The sequence below is a fragment of the Collinsella sp. An2 genome (genome assembly GCF_002160065.1).
GTDB lineage: Bacteria > Actinomycetota > Coriobacteriia > Coriobacteriales > Coriobacteriaceae > Limicola.
The window spans coordinates 26,152-41,697 of record NZ_NFJW01000017.1 but is presented as its reverse complement, the minus strand read 5'-3'; the positions used below and the strand labels follow the sequence as shown (position 1 = coordinate 41,697).

At 61.1% G+C, this 15,546-nt stretch carries 21 protein-coding genes; 18 read left to right on the top strand and 3 right to left on the bottom strand.

Annotated features, from left to right (window positions below):
• Positions 1–185: 185 nt before the first annotated feature.
• The 3 genes from B5F33_RS09340 to B5F33_RS09330 all read right to left on the bottom strand — a co-directional run bounded on the left by B5F33_RS09340 (position 186) and on the right by B5F33_RS09330 (position 5,208).
• Positions 186–875 (bottom strand): RluA family pseudouridine synthase, encoded by a 690-nt coding sequence (locus tag B5F33_RS09340; RefSeq protein WP_087411540.1) that lies wholly within the window; start codon positions 873–875, stop codon positions 186–188.
• A gap of 12 nt (positions 876–887) precedes the next feature.
• Positions 888–3,443 (bottom strand): U32 family peptidase, encoded by a 2,556-nt coding sequence (locus tag B5F33_RS09335; RefSeq protein ID WP_087411539.1) that lies wholly within the window; start codon positions 3,441–3,443, stop codon positions 888–890.
• 556 nt (positions 3,444–3,999) lie between these two features.
• Entirely contained in the window at positions 4,000–5,208 is a 1,209-nt protein-coding gene (locus B5F33_RS09330; protein ID WP_087411538.1) for an aminotransferase class I/II-fold pyridoxal phosphate-dependent enzyme, read from the bottom strand.
• A gap of 330 nt (positions 5,209–5,538) precedes the next feature.
• On the opposite strand from B5F33_RS09330, the gene rplE reads away from it, so the two are divergent.
• The 18 genes from rplE to rplQ all read left to right on the top strand — a co-directional run bounded on the left by rplE (position 5,539) and on the right by rplQ (position 15,533).
• Entirely contained in the window at positions 5,539–6,096 is a 558-nt protein-coding gene (gene rplE, locus B5F33_RS09325; RefSeq protein ID WP_087411537.1) for a 50S ribosomal protein L5, read from the top strand.
• Positions 6,097–6,176: 80 nt separating this feature from the next.
• Entirely contained in the window at positions 6,177–6,362 is a 186-nt protein-coding gene (locus B5F33_RS09320) for a type Z 30S ribosomal protein S14 (protein ID WP_087411536.1), read from the top strand.
• A 123-nt stretch (positions 6,363–6,485) separates the two neighbouring features.
• Positions 6,486–6,884: a 30S ribosomal protein S8 gene (gene rpsH, locus B5F33_RS09315; protein WP_087411535.1), complete on the top strand. Its 399-nt coding sequence runs from the start codon at positions 6,486–6,488 to the stop codon at positions 6,882–6,884.
• Positions 6,885–6,917: 33 nt separating this feature from the next.
• A complete protein-coding gene (gene rplF / locus B5F33_RS09310) occupies positions 6,918–7,454 on the top strand; it encodes a 50S ribosomal protein L6 (protein WP_087411534.1) in 537 nt (178 codons plus the stop codon).
• 64 nt (positions 7,455–7,518) lie between these two features.
• Positions 7,519–7,881: a 50S ribosomal protein L18 gene (rplR, locus tag B5F33_RS09305; protein ID WP_087411533.1), complete on the top strand. Its 363-nt coding sequence runs from the start codon at positions 7,519–7,521 to the stop codon at positions 7,879–7,881.
• Positions 7,882–7,895: 14 nt separating this feature from the next.
• A complete protein-coding gene (gene rpsE, locus B5F33_RS09300) occupies positions 7,896–8,423 on the top strand; it encodes a 30S ribosomal protein S5 (protein ID WP_087411532.1) in 528 nt (175 codons plus the stop codon).
• A 2-nt stretch (positions 8,424–8,425) separates the two neighbouring features.
• Positions 8,426–8,608, top strand: coding sequence for a 50S ribosomal protein L30 (rpmD, locus tag B5F33_RS09295; protein ID WP_087411531.1), 183 nt, complete (start codon positions 8,426–8,428; stop codon positions 8,606–8,608).
• Positions 8,609–8,611: 3 nt separating this feature from the next.
• Positions 8,612–9,061, top strand: a complete 450-nt coding sequence (rplO, locus tag B5F33_RS09290) for a 50S ribosomal protein L15 (RefSeq protein WP_087411530.1) — start codon at positions 8,612–8,614, stop codon at positions 9,059–9,061.
• On the top strand, positions 9,055–10,338 hold the full coding sequence (gene secY / locus B5F33_RS09285) for a preprotein translocase subunit SecY (protein WP_087411529.1): 1,284 nt from the start codon (positions 9,055–9,057) through the stop codon (positions 10,336–10,338). The genes rplO and secY overlap by 7 nt, the downstream gene beginning before the upstream one ends.
• Before the next feature lie 19 nt (positions 10,339–10,357).
• Positions 10,358–10,984: an adenylate kinase gene (locus B5F33_RS09280; RefSeq protein ID WP_087411528.1), complete on the top strand. Its 627-nt coding sequence runs from the start codon at positions 10,358–10,360 to the stop codon at positions 10,982–10,984.
• Positions 10,981–11,769, top strand: coding sequence for a type I methionyl aminopeptidase (gene map / locus B5F33_RS09275; RefSeq protein ID WP_087411527.1), 789 nt, complete (start codon positions 10,981–10,983; stop codon positions 11,767–11,769). The genes B5F33_RS09280 and map overlap by 4 nt, the downstream gene beginning before the upstream one ends.
• A 351-nt stretch (positions 11,770–12,120) precedes the next feature.
• Positions 12,121–12,339, top strand: a complete 219-nt coding sequence (gene infA / locus B5F33_RS09270; protein WP_087411546.1) for a translation initiation factor IF-1 — start codon at positions 12,121–12,123, stop codon at positions 12,337–12,339.
• A 149-nt stretch (positions 12,340–12,488) separates the two neighbouring features.
• Entirely contained in the window at positions 12,489–12,602 is a 114-nt protein-coding gene (rpmJ, locus tag B5F33_RS09265; RefSeq protein WP_016309305.1) for a 50S ribosomal protein L36, read from the top strand.
• A 15-nt stretch (positions 12,603–12,617) separates the two neighbouring features.
• A complete protein-coding gene (gene rpsM, locus B5F33_RS09260) occupies positions 12,618–12,992 on the top strand; it encodes a 30S ribosomal protein S13 (protein ID WP_087411526.1) in 375 nt (124 codons plus the stop codon).
• Positions 12,993–13,007: 15 nt separating this feature from the next.
• Positions 13,008–13,415 (top strand): 30S ribosomal protein S11, encoded by a 408-nt coding sequence (rpsK, locus tag B5F33_RS09255; protein ID WP_087411525.1) that lies wholly within the window; start codon positions 13,008–13,010, stop codon positions 13,413–13,415.
• Between the two features lie 21 nt (positions 13,416–13,436).
• Complete coding sequence (rpsD, locus tag B5F33_RS09250) at positions 13,437–14,033, top strand: 30S ribosomal protein S4 (RefSeq protein ID WP_087411524.1); 597 nt, start codon at positions 13,437–13,439, stop codon at positions 14,031–14,033.
• A gap of 32 nt (positions 14,034–14,065) precedes the next feature.
• Entirely contained in the window at positions 14,066–15,007 is a 942-nt protein-coding gene (locus B5F33_RS09245; protein ID WP_087411523.1) for a DNA-directed RNA polymerase subunit alpha, read from the top strand.
• Between the two features lie 28 nt (positions 15,008–15,035).
• Positions 15,036–15,533: a 50S ribosomal protein L17 gene (gene rplQ, locus B5F33_RS09240; RefSeq protein WP_087411522.1), complete on the top strand. Its 498-nt coding sequence runs from the start codon at positions 15,036–15,038 to the stop codon at positions 15,531–15,533.
• The last annotated feature ends 13 nt before the right edge of the window (positions 15,534–15,546 follow it).

Sequence of the window (15,546 nt, the reverse complement as noted above, 5' to 3'; positions counted from 1 at the left end):
ACGAGTCAAGGGGCCATCGGGCCTGAACGCCAGTTCAGGCCAGGGACTTGAGTCCCTGGCCTGGGGCCATAGGGTTATACCCTAAGAGCAAACCACCCGCTGTGCGGGTGGTTCTGATTGAAGCGTAGTGGTAGAGACGGCTGGGTTTTAAGAAGCGTGCCTGGATTACGGGGTGCGCGGACGCACTACCGTTGAGGGAACATCATCTGGAAGCGCGTCGGAACAGGGGAGAGGATGCGCACCGAGCCGTGTGTGACGGGATCGGTGAATGCGAGCTCGCGCGCGTGAAGCATGAGGCCCTGGGGATGCGCTTTGCCGTAGAGGGTGTCGTCCACGATGGGGAAGCCTGCATGGCTAAGGTGTACGCGGATCTGATGCTTTCGGCCGGTTTCAATGTGCACGGACAGCAACGAGTAGGTACGGCGGCGGACAGTCGTCACGTCGAGCAACTCAACATGGGTTACGGCCTGCTTGCCGGTCTTGCTTACGCGCATGCGGCGGGCATCGTGGCGGTCACGGCCAATCGGATCGCGAAACGTGTGCTGACGCCAGGGAACACGCCCCTCTACAACGGCGAGATACCGCTTCGTCATGTTGTGCTCGGCAATCATGCGGTCGTAGGCGGGCTGTGTGGCCTTGTCGAGCGAGAAGAGCACGATGCCCGACGTATCGCGGTCGAGGCGCTGTAGGGCCTGTAGCGCCTCTGAGGCGGGCGCATCGCCGCGCGCGACCAGCATGGCGCGCACGGTGTCGGTAAGCGTTCCGATACCGGTGCCGTCGCCGTGGATGATGACGCCGGCGGGCTTATCTACGGCAAGAAGCGTCGGCGACTCGAAAAGAATCGATGGCCGGGCAGCAGCGAGTAGGGTATCCATGGCGACTCGCTTCTAGTCCACGCCTACGAAGAGGCAGCCGGCGCTCGCGCCCTTTTGCCGCGGTGCGGGGCGTCGTCCCGCCTGCGCAGCCTCGAGCGCGCGTTCGGCGCGCCCAACCTGAGTGGCCAGCTCGCCGGGCTCCAGTAGGGTGCCGTCGACCATGAAGCGCGTAACGCCCGCCGCAAGAAGGCGGGGCATCTGAGGCGTGAGGTCAAGCGGGGTGGCGCTGTAGAGGCGCGAACGCCCGTGGATATCGGTGCGGACGGGCAGCAGCCGGTCGTCGATGTTATGCAGATACAGCTTGGGCTGACGCAGCTTGCAGCGCGCGCAATCATGGATGCATGCGTTGGCGACCTGCAAGATGCAGTGTTCGCTCGTCATGACGCGCGGCTGTCCAACAACGACGATGCCCGCAGACATGCCGGCATGCGGAACAAGGCGTTCGATTTCGTCGAGCGTGAGCTCGGGGGAGAGCCAGAAGCCCCGTGCGCCCTTGGCGTGCAAGAAGCGAGCGCAAGCGACATTGTGGACGGGTATACAGGAGCGAAGCTCAGCCAGACAGGAGCGATCGGCGGCATAGGCGAGCTCGGAGATATTGCCAACAGCGGCGGCCCCATCGGGGAGAATCCAGGGATCCAGGCGGTCGTGGTCACCCTCGCGGCATACTTCGTCGACGACAGGGATGAGGCCAAGCTCGGCAGCATCATGAGGTGAGATGCCGGCGGCGTCCAGGTCGTCGGTCGTGGCGTAGAGTCGCTTCGCTCCGGCCTCTCGGGCGGATTCGGCGGCCTCTCGCGATGTGACGAGCGCGCAGATTACGGGCGCTTCGGCCGAAGGCCAGTCCGTCGACGCATCCCGCGCATCATCGGCCCCACCGGCGGCACGCTCAGCTGTAACCGCGATCGAAGAGAATGCCGGGAGTTCTTGCAGAGCCCTCGCACGCTCCGCATACGGGGCAAGAATGCGCTCCTCAAGTAGGCGGCAGGCTTCCGCTCGCACCTTATGGACGGCGGAGAAGCCCATGCCGCAGGTGTCATCCATATCGACAGAGAAGCTGCGGGCCTCAAACGGCGAGGAGCCAAGGCGCCCCACGTGCTCGATGAGGTCCTCGCGGGAGACGGCTTTGGTGCGCGCCTTCTCTACGACAAAGCCCTCAGCACAGGCGGAGACATCCGGCGCATCCGCGCAGGTGAGCTCGACGGTGAAGGGCTTGCCGAGGCGGGCCTGAATGCGAACGTCCACCGGGCGCTTGCGCGGCACGGTTCGTTTAAGCACCTCGTCGGCGGCGTCAATTGCCCTCTGGCTGCGAATGACGCGCACCCGGCAGCCCGACGGCATGCGCCGGGGTACAGAGACATCGATGACATCGCCCGCTGCGGCGTCCTCGCGTGCGAGGGCGGTAAGGAACTGATCGGGCTCGTCGTCGTGACGAAGTTCCAGGAGGTCGCCTGAGCCGACCGGCTCGTACAGAGCGATGTGGGCAGTTCCCGCCGGGCCTTTGTCGCGTTCGCGGAACCGCTCGGCACGCGTTTGAGACCGGCGCGGCGTAAAGCCGGTGACCTCGCCCACCAGCTGGCCTCGGTTGTTCGAACGCTCGTAGCTCATCATGTCGTCGTCCGAGCGGCCATCCTGGTAGGCATGCGTGAAATCGCGGTTAAAGCACCGTTTGAGCTGGCGTGCGCGCGCCGCCTGCTCATCCTCTGTAGGCGTGTGCCCGGCAAGGATGTCGTCAAGGTCGCGCCGATAGACGTCGACGATGGAATAGACGTAGTCGGGAGCCTTCATGCGTCCCTCGAGTTTGAGGGCGTGGGCGCCGGTGGCAAGAAGCTCGGGCAGCAGGTCGGTCGTGTTGGTGTCGCGCGGGCAAAGTGGACGACCGCGACCTGCGGGGGAGAGCACGTGTCCGCGCTCGTCAACCAGGTTGTAGGGGAGGCGGCACGGCTGAGCGCACATGCCGCGGTTGGCGGAGCGCCCGGCGCAGGCAAAGCTCGACAGCAGGCACACGCCGGAATACGAGAAGCAGATGGAGCCGTGCGCAAAGACCTCGAGGTCAATGTCTACACGGTCATGGATGTAGGCGATTTCGCGAAGGGACAGCTCGCGGGAGAGCGTGACGCGATCGGCTCCTGCATCGCGGCACCAGGCGGTCGCACGCGCGTCATGGATGTTCGCCTGCGTGGAAACGTGCGTCTCAACGGTGGGCATGAGGCGTCTGACCTCGGCGAACAGGCCCCAGTCCTGAATGATGAAGGCGTCGGCGCCCAACGTGGAGCAGCGACGGATGAGCTCAAGGGCGTCGACCATCTCGAAGTCCTTGATCACAATGTTGACGGTCACGTAGACGCGGGCCCCGGCAAGATGCGCAGAGCGACATGCGGCGGCAAAGGAGTCGTCGTCGAAATTGTCGGCCTTGCGCCGTGCGTTGAACGACCCCATGCCGCAGTAAATGGCGTCGGCCCCAGCGGCGAGGGCCGCCGCAAAGGGGCCGGGACCGCCGGCGGGGGCAAGAAGCTCGGGGGAGCGGTCGATGGTGCTGTGTCCAGTCTGGGGGCTGGTGGCGTGCTGCATGATGTTCCGATATCTCTCGCATTTGGGTTACGCGCCCAGTATACGCGTCGGTAGCAGGAGCCGCGCATCCTCGACCAAATGACCTATTTCCTTTGTGGGGACATGTCTATGACGCAGCTGTTTGTGGCGGCGTGCATGCTAATAAGACCCATCGAGGTAGGAGTACCGCTATGAAGGGCGCCGCGAACGGCCGGCACTGCCTCACAAGAGCATATATTTTTAACTACTCGAGTGCGCGTGTGCAAAAATGCGATTTCTCGGCTCTCAAAGGGTGTATGCAGAGCCGATAAAGGCCAAGATTGAGCAACAGGGCAGCTGCCATGAGCAACATAACGGGTTTTCGGCTCTGCGCGCACAGTTCAAGAGCCGAAAAGATACGATTTTGAACACCTTGGCCCGTGCTGGTCCGTGGCGCATGAAACGAGATGGAAAACGCCTGCATAAAACTGAGGAAGTAACGGCACATGCTGCATATTGTACGGCCGAATGAAGAACGGGCCCCTGCCGGCGCTACAAGGCCGGCAGGGGCTCCCACCATCGCGGATTGTTTAGGCTGCTAATCGACAAACACGTGGCTTTCCAGACGCTGGAACGCCTCCTGGACGCTCGAAAGCGGCAGCGCAAGGTTCATGCGGATATGGCACGGCCCGTGGAATGGGCGGCCGTCCTGCCAACCGACACCGACCTCCCAGCCTCGATGAAGCACCTCGGAAACGTCGCAGCCGTGTTCGTCGCACCATTGGGTGCAGTCGAGGAACAGCATGTATGTTCCCTGAGGACGTGCAACCGTCACTCCGGGCACATGCGCTTCGATGAAGCGGCATGCCCAATCGATGTTGCCTTCGATGACCTGACAGAGCTCGTCTACCCAGATACGCCCCTCAGTTCCATATGCGCCAATGAGAGCATGCATGGACAGTACGTTCATTTCGTTGTAGTGGCACTTGGAAGACTGTGCGGTTACGCGGTCGCGAAGATAGTCGTTGTAGATGATGTGGTAGCTCCCCACGAGGCCGGCAAGGTTGAACGTCTTGGAAGGCGCGTAGAACGCAACGGTGCGCTCTCGGGCGTCTTCGGAAACCGACTGCGTTGGGATGTGCTGCTGTCCAGGCAGGATGATGTCAGACCAGATTTCGTCCGACACAACGACGCAGTCATACTGTTTATACAGCTGCATGGCCCGTTCGATCTCCCAGCGCTCCCACACGCGACCACAGGGGTTGTGGGGCGAGCAGAAGACCGCGGCGTGGATGCGTCGTTCGGAAAGACGTTTCTCCATGTCGTCAAAGTCCATGCGCCATACGCCGTTCTCATCTTGCTTGAGCGGGGAAAGCTCAATATGGCGGCCCGCGTTCTCAATGCTCTTGGTGAAGCCAATATAGGTGGGACTGTGGACCAGCACCGTATCTCCAGGGGCAGTGAACGCCTCGATGGTCGAAACAACGCCGCCCAGCACGCCGTTTTCGTAACCAATGTGGGCTGGCTCGAGCCCCTCGACCTTATTGCGATCATGCTGCCAGGAGATAATGCGGTCGAAGTACTCCGGCCGCGGATCGAAATAGCCAAAGTGAGGCTGCTGCAGACGGGCCCCGATGGCCTCGGTGATGCTGGGCAACACCGGAAAATTCATGTCGGCCACCCACATGGGGATGAAGTCGTATCCCGCGCGAGGGGGCTCCGGCGCCCCGCCTCCTGCACCGAGTCCATCGACCGCTACAGCATCCCATCCATGGCGGTCCATGAGTGTAGTAAAGTCATAAGTCATAGAGGAACTCCTTTGTGATGGGTCAAGTGCTTCGGACGTATGATACCTCGGCAGGAGTGTGGGTCCCATCGGGCCCATCCCGCTGCAGGCTGCCAGATACGCGGTCGGTTTGTGGATTTCAACAGGTCGCGGAGTTTTTCTGGCAATTCCTCGCGCACACGCGTATCATATCGACTCGTATTGCCCGGCTCCTGTCGGCCATTCGGCGTGCCGCGACAGCCTACACGGCACATCGACGGCAGGAGGCACGAGGACAACCCAAGGCGTTCGGTCGTAAAACCGTTCGCTGCGTGGCCAAGCCCCGTGCTTAAAACCCCAGAAGGAGTGAACATGGCTGAAGAGAAGTATGTCCCCCGCCTGAAGACCAAGTACCTCGAGGAGGTGCGCCCTGCGCTTCAGGAGAAGTTCCAGTATAAGAACGTCATGATGATCCCGAAGATGGAGAAGATCGTCGTGAACATGGGCGTCGGCGAGGCCGCGACCGATTCCAAGGCCATCGACGGTGCCGTTCGCGACCTGCGCCTGATCACCGGCCAGCAGCCTATGATCACCCGCGCTCGTAAGTCCATCGCATCCTTCCGCCTGCGCGCCGGCATGCCGATCGGCGCCAAGGTCACCCTGCGCGGCGACCGCATGTGGGAGTTCTTCGATCGTCTGACCTCGATTGCCATCCCCCGTATCCGCGACTTCCGCGGCATCTCGCCCAAGAGCTTCGACGGCCGTGGCAACTTCTCCATGGGTGTCACCGACCAGCTCATCTTCCCCGAGATCCCGTTTGACTCCGTGGATCGCACCCGTGGTATGGACATCACCATCGTCACCACCGCCCAGACCGACGAAGAGGCCCGCGTGCTTCTCGACGGCTTTGGCTTCCCGTTCAAGAAATAAGGTAGAACTGTCCCGATATGGCCGGCGGAACAAGGGGTTCCGCCGGTTCGGGACTGCACATACATGTAAGGAGGAAATACGTGGCTAAGACATCGATGATCGTCAAGCAGCAGCGCGAGCCGAAGTTCTCGACCCGCAAGTACACCCGTTGCCAGCGTTGCGGCCGTCCGCATTCGGTCTACCGCAAGTTCGGCATCTGCCGTGTCTGCTTCCGCGAGCTTGCGCTCAAGGGCGAGCTTCCTGGCATCAAGAAGGCCAGCTGGTAAGTCACTGCCAGTGCATGCGGCATGATCACCGCGTGCAGGGAAGAGCGCACATGACCTGGCTTGTCCGCCACGGGTGGACGAGAACCGCATGTGCGAGTTCATCAAGAACGAAGGAGAATCTGTATGAACCTTACAGACCCGATCGCAGACATGCTTACGCGCATCCGTAACGCAAACGCTGCGAATAAGGCCACGGTCTCTATGCCGAGCTCCAAGAAGCTCGTGGAGATCGCTCGCGTCATCTACGAGGAGGGCTACATCGAGTCGTACACCGTTGAGGATACGACCCCGCAGAAGACCCTCCACATCACCCTTAAGTACGGCCCCAAGAAGCAGAAGGTCATCTCCGGCATCCGCCGTATCTCCAAGCCGGGCCTGCGCAAGTATGCCCGTGTCATGGACCTTCCCCGCGTCCGTGGCGGTCTCGGCACCGCCATCATCTCGACCAGCAAGGGCGTCATGGCTGACCGCGACGCTCGCAAGCTGGGCGTCGGCGGCGAGATCGTCGCCTACGTGTGGTAAGCGGCTAGGCGCGTAGAAGGAAAGGAGAACACCGTGTCCCGTATCGGTAAGAAGCCTGTCCAGATTCCCGCCGGAGTCGACGTGGCAGTGGACGGTTCGCATGTGACCGTCAAGGGCCCCAAGGGCCAGCTTGAGCTTGACATCTACAGCAAGCTCTCCATCGAGGTCGCCGACGGCGTCCTCACCGTCGTTCGTCCCGACGACGAGCGTGAGACCCGTGCTCGCCACGGCCTCACCCGTGCTCTCATCCAGAACATGGTCGACGGCGTTTCCCAGGGCTTCACGAAGTCCCTCGAGCTCGCCGGCGTTGGTTACCGTGTTGTGCTGAAGGGCACCACCCTCGAGCTTTCGCTGGGCTTCTCTCACCCCGTTCTGTACCCCGCTCCCGAAGGCATCACCTTCGAGGTGCCTGACAACACGCACATCAACGTGAAGGGCATCGACAAGCAGCAGGTGGGCCAGGTTGCCGCCGAGATCCGCGGCAAGCGTCCGCCCGAGCCTTACAAGGGCAAGGGTATCCACTACGTCGGCGAGCACATCCGTCGCAAGCTCGGTAAGGCCGCCAAGTAGTAGGGGCATGCGTCCTGTAAGTCCAGCACCCCGTCAGGTGCTGGCAGCACACTAAGGAGTCTCAATGAACAAGAACAAAGCGAAGCTCGCAGGTCTGAAGCGTCGCCAGCGTCGCGTTCGTGGCAAGATTTTCGGTACGCCCGAGCGTCCGCGTCTTCGCGTGACCCGCACCAACTCGCACATCTATGCCGCCATCATCGACGACACCAAGGGCCACACCCTCGTTTCCGCCTCGACCCTCGAGCCCGAGTTCAAGGGTGGCCACAACTCCAACAAGGAGGCCGCTGAGAAGATCGGCGAGCTCGTTGGCAAGCGTGCCCTCGAGGCTGGTATCACCAAGGTGGCGTTCGACCGTGGTGGCCGCATCTACCATGGCCGCGTCAAGGCCCTCGCCGACGGTGCCCGCGCCGCCGGACTCGAATTCTAGGAGGTTAGTAGCACATGGCTCGTAATCGAGATAACAAGCAGCGCGAGGCCTCCGAGTTCGAGGAGCGCGTCGTCTTCATCAACCGTGTTTCCAAGACCGTCAAGGGCGGCCGTCGTATGTCGCTCGTGGCGCTCGTCGTCGTGGGTGACGGCAAGGGCAACGTGGGCCTTGGCATGGGCAAGTCCGCCGAGGTGCCTCTGGCCATCTCCAAGGCTTCGCTCGACGCCAAGAAGAACATGTTCCACGTGCCCGTGACCGAGACCGGCACCATTCCGCACGAGGTCATCGGCCACTTCGGTGCCGGCCGCATCATCATCAAGCCCGCTGTCGAGGGTACCGGCGTCATCGCCGGTGGCGCTGTGCGTCCCCTCTTCGAGCTTGCCGGCATCAAGAACATTCTCGCCAAGTCCCTGGGCACCGACAACGGCCTCAACATCATCAAGGCCGCTGCCGAGGGCCTGAAGGAGCTCTCGAGCCCGGAGGAGGTCGCGCAGCGTCGTGGCCTTACCGTCGCCGAGATGTTCGTTGGTAAGGAGCAGTAAGCATGGCTGACACCATCAAGATCAAGCAGGTCCGCAGCACCAACGGCTGCAAGAAGGACCAGGTTAGGACGGTCCGCGCCCTCGGCCTCGGCAAGATCAACCGCACCCGCGAGATTGCCGACAACGAGTCTGTCCGCGGAATGATCTTCAAGGTCAAGCACCTTGTTGAGATTGTAGAGGAGTAGCAAATGCAGCTTCATGATCTCACTCCCGCGCCGGGCTCCACGCATCGGCGTAAGCGTATTGGCCGCGGTAACTCCTCCGGCCACGGCACCACGGCCGGTCGCGGCCAGAAGGGCCAGCTCTCCCGCTCCGGTGGCGGCAAGGGTTCGGGCTTCGAGGGTGGTCAGACCCCGCTCGCGATGCGTCTGCCCAAGCTCCCCGGCTTCCGCAACCCCCGTCGCGTTGAGTACAGCGCGGTGAACATCGACCGTCTCGACGCCAAGTTCGAGGACGGCGCGGTGATCGACGGTGCTGCCCTCAAGGCCGCCGGCATCATCAAGAAGGAGTTCGAGCCCGTCAAGATTCTTGGTGTGGGCGAGACCACCAAGAAGTTCACGGTCAAGGTCGATAAGGTCTCGGCTTCCGCCAAGGCCAAGATCGAGGCCGCTGGCGGAAAGGTCGAGCAGCCGTGCTAAATGGTCTGAAGAATTCGTTCCGCGTCAAAGAGCTGCGGGATAAGATTCTCTTCACCATAGCGATGCTCGTCGCGTACCGTATCGGTGCGCACGTTCCTGTGCCCGGCGTCCCCGTCCAGGGGATGCTGGGCCTTTTCGGCGGTGACGACTCCGTCGCCGCCGGCGCCATGGCGCTGCTGAATCTGTTTTCCGGCGGCGCGCTGAGCTACGTGTCGGTCTTCTCGCTGGGCATCATGCCCTACATCACCAGCTCGATCATCCTGCAGATGCTTCAGAGCGTGGTTCCCAGCCTGCATGAGCTCGCTCGCGAGGGCGAGGTCGGCCAGCAGAAGATCACCCAGTATTCTCGCTACCTCACGCTCGCGCTCGCCATTCTCAACTCGATCGGCTACCTGTTCCTGTTCAAGAACTTCGGCATCAGCTTCACCGGTGCCGGCGCGCCCGAAATCATCTTCGACATCATGGTCGTGGGCACGCTGACCGCGGGCGCCATGCTCATCATGTGGATCGGTGAGCTCATCACCCAGCGTGGTATCGGCAACGGCATGTCGCTGATCATCTTTGCGAACATCATGGCCGGTCTACCCCAGGCGATCATCTCCTCCATGCAGGGCGGCACGATGGGCGTCATCTTCACGGTGATCATCTTCCTGGTGATCCTCATCGTGATTCCGCTCATCGTCTTCATCGAGCGCGGCCAGCGCCGCATCCCGGTGCAGTTCGCCAAGCGCGTGGTCGGTCGTCGCCTCATGGGCGGTCAGTCCACCTACCTGCCCATTAAGGTCAACACCGCTGGCGTCGTGCCCATCATCTTCGCTTCGGCGCTGCTGTATTTCCCGGCGCAGCTTGCGGTGTTCTTCCCTGGTGTTGGCTGGGTTCAGGCTGTGGCCGGCGCGCTCTCTTCGGGTTGGATCAACTGGATCCTTAATGTCGTACTCATCGTGTTCTTCGCGTACTTCTACACCTCCATGGTGTTCAATCCCGACGATACGGCCGACAACCTGAAGAAGCAGGGCGGCTTCATTCCGGGCGTCCGTCCGGGCAAAGCTACCGCTGCCTATATTAAGAATGCTCTGAACAAGATCACCCTCCCGAGCGCGATCTTCCTGGCGGTTATCGCCATCGTGCCGTCGATTGTGTTCTCGTTCACGAACAATCAGCTCATCCAGTCCTTCGGCGGCACCTCCATTCTCATCATGGTCGGTGTGGTGCTCGACACCATCGCGAAGGTCGAGAGCCAGCTGAAGATGTACGACTACGACGGCTTCTTCATGTAAGGGGAGAAAGGAGACCCTCATGAATATTGTGCTGTTGGGTGGTCCCGGTGCCGGCAAGGGCACCATGGCCCAGCGTCTGGTCGCCGACTTCGGCGTTGCCCACATCTCTACGGGCGACCTGCTCCGTGCTGCTGTCAAGGGCGGCACCGAGCTGGGTATGCAGGCGAAGAAGTACATGGATGCCGGCGAGCTCGTTCCCGACCAGCTCGTTATCGATCTGGTCAAGGAGCGCCTTGCCGACGACGATGCGCAGGAGGGGTTCATCCTCGATGGCTTCCCGCGCAACACCGTCCAGGCTGTGACGCTTGATTCCGAACTCTCTGCCATGGGTCGCACGATCGATTGCGCGCTGCTGATCGACGTCGCGCCCGAGGTCATCGTCGAGCGCCTGTCCGGTCGTCGTACCTGCCGTGCTTGCGGCTATACCGGTACGGCTGCCGATGCCGTCTGTCCCAAGTGCGGTGGCGAGATGTACCAGCGCGACGACGATAAGCCTGAGACCATCAAGAATCGTCTCGATGTGTACGAGAAGTCGACGAGCCCGCTTGTCGAGTACTACCGTGGCCAGGGTCTGCTGAAGACCGTGGACGGTGCTCAGGCTATCGACGAGGTCTATGCAGCGGTGAAGGAAGCGCTCGGTCTATGATCAAGATCAAGTCTCCTGAAGATATCGAGGCTATGAAGAAGGCCGGAGCACTGTCTAAGATGGTGCTCCGGCACGTTGGCGCCATGGTTCAGCCCGGCGTCTCCACCTTCGAGCTCGATCAGCTTGCCGAGCAGATCATCCGTATGCATGGTGGCATCCCTGCATTCAAGGGCTACGGCGGCTTCCCCGGCTCCATCTGCGCGTCGCTCAACGACGCCGTGGTGCACGGGATCCCCAACCCCGACATCATCCTTCGCGATGGCGACATCATCTCTATTGATACCGGCGCCATCGTCGACGGGTGGGTTGGCGACAACGCGTGGACCTTCTACGTGGGCAACGTTGCCCCCGAGGTCCAGGCGCTCTGCGAGGTCACGCGTGACTGCTTGAAAGCGGGCATTGAACAGGCCGTGCCGGGCAACCATATTGGTGACATCGGCCATGCCGTTCAGACGCTTGCCGAGAGCAACGGCTACGGTGTGCTTCGCGACTACGTGGGACACGGTGTTGGTCGTGCCATGCACGAGGACCCCAACGTTCCCAACTATGGCAAGAAGGGGAGGGGCGTTCGTCTCCAGGCCGGTATGGTCATTGCCATCGAGCCCATGATCACGCTTGGTACGCACCACGTGACTGTGGGGGCCGATGGCTGGATCGTTCGCACCAACGACCATCTGCCTGCTGCACACTATGAGAACACCATTGCCATCACGAACGACGGCCCCGTCATTCTGACGGCCGACGCTCAGGGCGAATGGTGCTCCATGCAGGGCGGCGTGATGTAGGTATTCCAGGGGCCCGCCCGATATATATCATCCCGTGCTCAAACAGCACTGGCGTGAACTGCGCGCGGGACGATATACATCGGGCGGGCCCTCGGATATGTGGCGCTTTACAAAAGCAAGTCGCCACGACTTGATCGCCTCTAGACAGTCAACGGTCGAGAGGCAGGGCGGGACATATCGTCCCGCGCGCAGTTCGCGTAAGCGCTGTTTGAGCACGGGATGATATGTCCCGCCCTGCTACAGCGAAATCGTTGCTGCAACAATTTGTGAAGCGTTGACGAAAAAGGCAGATATGGCACGTTTGTGTTGTATCATGCTCAGTTGCTGTCGTTTCGAGAGAAAGATGTGCTTGTGAAGAAGGAAGATGCAATCGAACTCGAGGGTACGGTTACCGAACCCCTGCCCAACGCAATGTTTCGCGTTGAGCTCGAGAATGGTCATAAGGTTCTCTGCTCCATTTCGGGCAAGATCCGCATGAACTATATCCGCATCCTTCCCGGCGATAAGGTTGTGGTGGAGCTCTCTCCGTACGATCTTACGCGCGGGCGCATTACGTATCGCTATAAGTAACGCCAGCACAACACGTGCGTTTCTGCGATCGCCGGCCTGCTCAACCTGCGGTCGCGTTGGCATGTGTAGATCCAGCCATTGTGTTTCACGCCTGCGGCTGGGCGAGTAGATAGTAGGTTGAAGTCTGAGCACTACCGAAAGGAAGAACGATGAAGGTACGTCCTTCGGTCAAGAAGATGTGCGACAAGTGCAAGATCATCAGGCGTCATGGCAAGATTCTCGTCATCTGCGAGAATCCTCGTCACAAGCAGCGTCAGGGTTAAGAGAGGAGAACTACGTTGGCCCGTATTAGCGGTGTCGATCTGCCGCGCGAGAAGCGCGTTGAGATCGGTCTGACCTACATTTACGGCATCGGCCGCACGACCGCGACGAAGATTTGCGCGGATACGAACATCAATCCGGACACGCGCGTCAAGGACCTCACCGAGGAGGAAGTTGACGTCATCCGTAAGTACATCGACGAGAATCACCTCATGATCGAGGGCGATCTCCGTCGTGAGCGTAACCAGAACGTCAAGCGCCTCATGGACATCGGCTGCAACCGTGGCCTGCGTCACCGCAAGGGCCTCCCGGTCCGCGGCCAGCGCACCCACACGAACGCTCGCACCCGCAAGGGCCCGAAGCGTCAGATCGGTGCCAAGAAGAAGAAATAAGGAGAGCGCTAGAAGATGGCTACTGCAAAGAACAAGCGCGGCGCCGCCACCCGTATCAAGCGCGCGGACCGCAAGAACATTTCGGTGGGTCAGGCTCATATCCGTTCCACCTTCAACAACACGATCGTGTCGATCACCGATCCCCAAGGCAACGTCATCGCTTGGCGCTCCGCTGGCCAGGTCGGCTTCAAGGGTTCCCGCAAGAGCACGCCGTTCGCGGCGCAGATGGCTGCCGAGGCTTGCGCCAAGGCCGCTATGGAGCACGGCATGCACAAGGTCGCCGTGTTCGTGAAGGGTCCTGGCTCTGGTCGCGAGACCGCCATTCGCTCCCTCCAGGCTGCTGGCCTCGAGGTTACGAGCATCCAGGACAAGACCCCCATTCCGCACAACGGCTGCCGCCCCAAGAAGCGTCGTCGCGTGTAACTCTGAAAGGATCGAAATACAATGGCAATCGACAGGACGCCTGTTCTCAAGCGCTGCCGCCAGCTCGGGATCGATCCCGTTGAGCTGGGTTACAGCAGCAAGAAGGAATCTATTCGCCAGCCCAAGCGTCGCCGCAAGGAATCCGAGTACGGCATGCAGCTGCGCGAGAAGCAGAAGGCTAAGTTCATCTACGGTGTGCTCGAGAAGCAGTTCCGCCGTTACTATGAGCGCGCTCTCAAGATGCCCGGCGTCACCGGTGACAACCTGATGACGCTCCTCGAGAGCCGTCTCGACAACGTCGTGTTCCGTCTCGGCTTCGCTCGCACCCGTCGCGAGGCCCGTCAGACCGTGCGTCACGGCCACTTCACCGTGAACGGCCGCCGCGTCGACATCCCCTCCTTCCTCGTGAAGCCGGGCGACGTCGTCGCTGTAGGCGAGAAGTATCGTGACCTCCTCCCCATCAAAGAGGCTCTCATCCAGTCCGAGCGTTTCGAGGTTCCCGGCTGGCTCGAGGTCGATATCGAGAAGCTGTCCGGCAACGTTCTCTCGCTCCCGACCCGCGAGCAGATCAGCACCGATATCAAAGAGCAGCTCATCGTCGAGCTCTACTCCAAGTAGTCCATTTGGGCTGCTGAGGCTGGAGGTAATACATGTCAGAATTCATTAGGCCTCAGGTTCAGGTCGATGAAATCAACGAGACGTCTGCGCGCGTCTCCGTTGAGCCGCTTGAGCGCGGCTATGGTGACACGCTTGGCAACTCGCTCCGCCGCGTTCTGCTGTCCTCCCTTGAGGGCGCTGCAGTCGAGGCGATCCAGATCGATGGTGCCCAGCACGAGTTCACGACCATCCCGAACATGGTCGAGGACGTCACCGACATCGTCCTGAACGTCAAGGGTCTGGTCTTCAGGTCTCTCGGCACCACCGATGAGGCGACCGCTACCATCTCGGTTGACGGTCCCTGCGAGGTCACCGGTGCGGACTTCTTCATCCCGTCTGAGTTTGAGCTTGTCAACCCCGAGCAGCACATCGCTACCCTCAACGAGGGTGGTCACCTCACCATGAGCATGCGCATCGGCTACGGCCGTGGCTATGTCTCGTATGAGGGCAACAAGCGTGACAACGATCCGATCGGTGTCATTCATGTTGACTCGCTGTTCTCTCCTGTGCGTCGCTGCGCCAAGCTTGTCGAGGCATGCCGCGTCGGCCAGCACACCGACTACGATCGTCTGGTGCTGGAGATCGAGACGAACGGTGCCCTCACGCCGCGTGACGCCGTGGTGCAGGCTGCCAACATCATCAACCAGCACATGCAGGCCTTCATGAACCTTGCCGACACCCCCGAGGAAGAGGAGGAGGTTTCGATCTTCGCTCCCGAGGTCTCGAGCGACAACGCCGAGCTCGATAAGCAGATCGAGGACCTGGACCTTTCCGTCCGCTCCTACAACTGCCTCAAGCGTGCCAGCATCCATTCGGTTCGTCAGCTTGTCGAGTTCTCCGAGAACGACCTGCTGAACATCCGCAACTTTGGCGTGAAGTCCATTGAGGAAGTCAAAGACAAGCTTGAGTCCATGGGCCTGAGCCTGAAGGCTTAATGCTTCGCGTATAGAGGAGAACGTACACATGCGTCACAACAAGAAGAAGGGTCTGAAGCTCGGCACCGACGCCGCTCATACCCGTGCGATGAAGAAGAGCCTTGCTCAGGCCCTTCTTGCGAACGATCGCATCAAGACCACCGAGACCCGCGCCAAGGCGCTGCGCAGCTATGTCGAGCCCATCATCACCTGGGCTAAGAAGGGCGACCTGCACTCCCGTCGTCTTGCCATCGCCAAGCTGGGCGACAAGCACCTCGTCGCCGAGGTCTTCGACAAGGCCGCTCAGGGCATGTGGGCCGACCGCAACGGCGGCTACACCCGCATCATGAAGCTCGGTCCCCGCAAGGGCGACAACGCCCCCATGGTCATCATGGAGATCGTTTCCGAGCCCGTGGTAAAGAAGGAGCGCAAGGCTGCTCCCGCCCCCAAGAAGGCTGCTGCCCCGACCAAGGTTGAGAAGGTCGAGGAGCCGGCTGCCGAGGAGGCTCCCGAGGTTGCTGAGGCTACCGAGGAGACCGCTGAGTAACACAGCGGTGGCA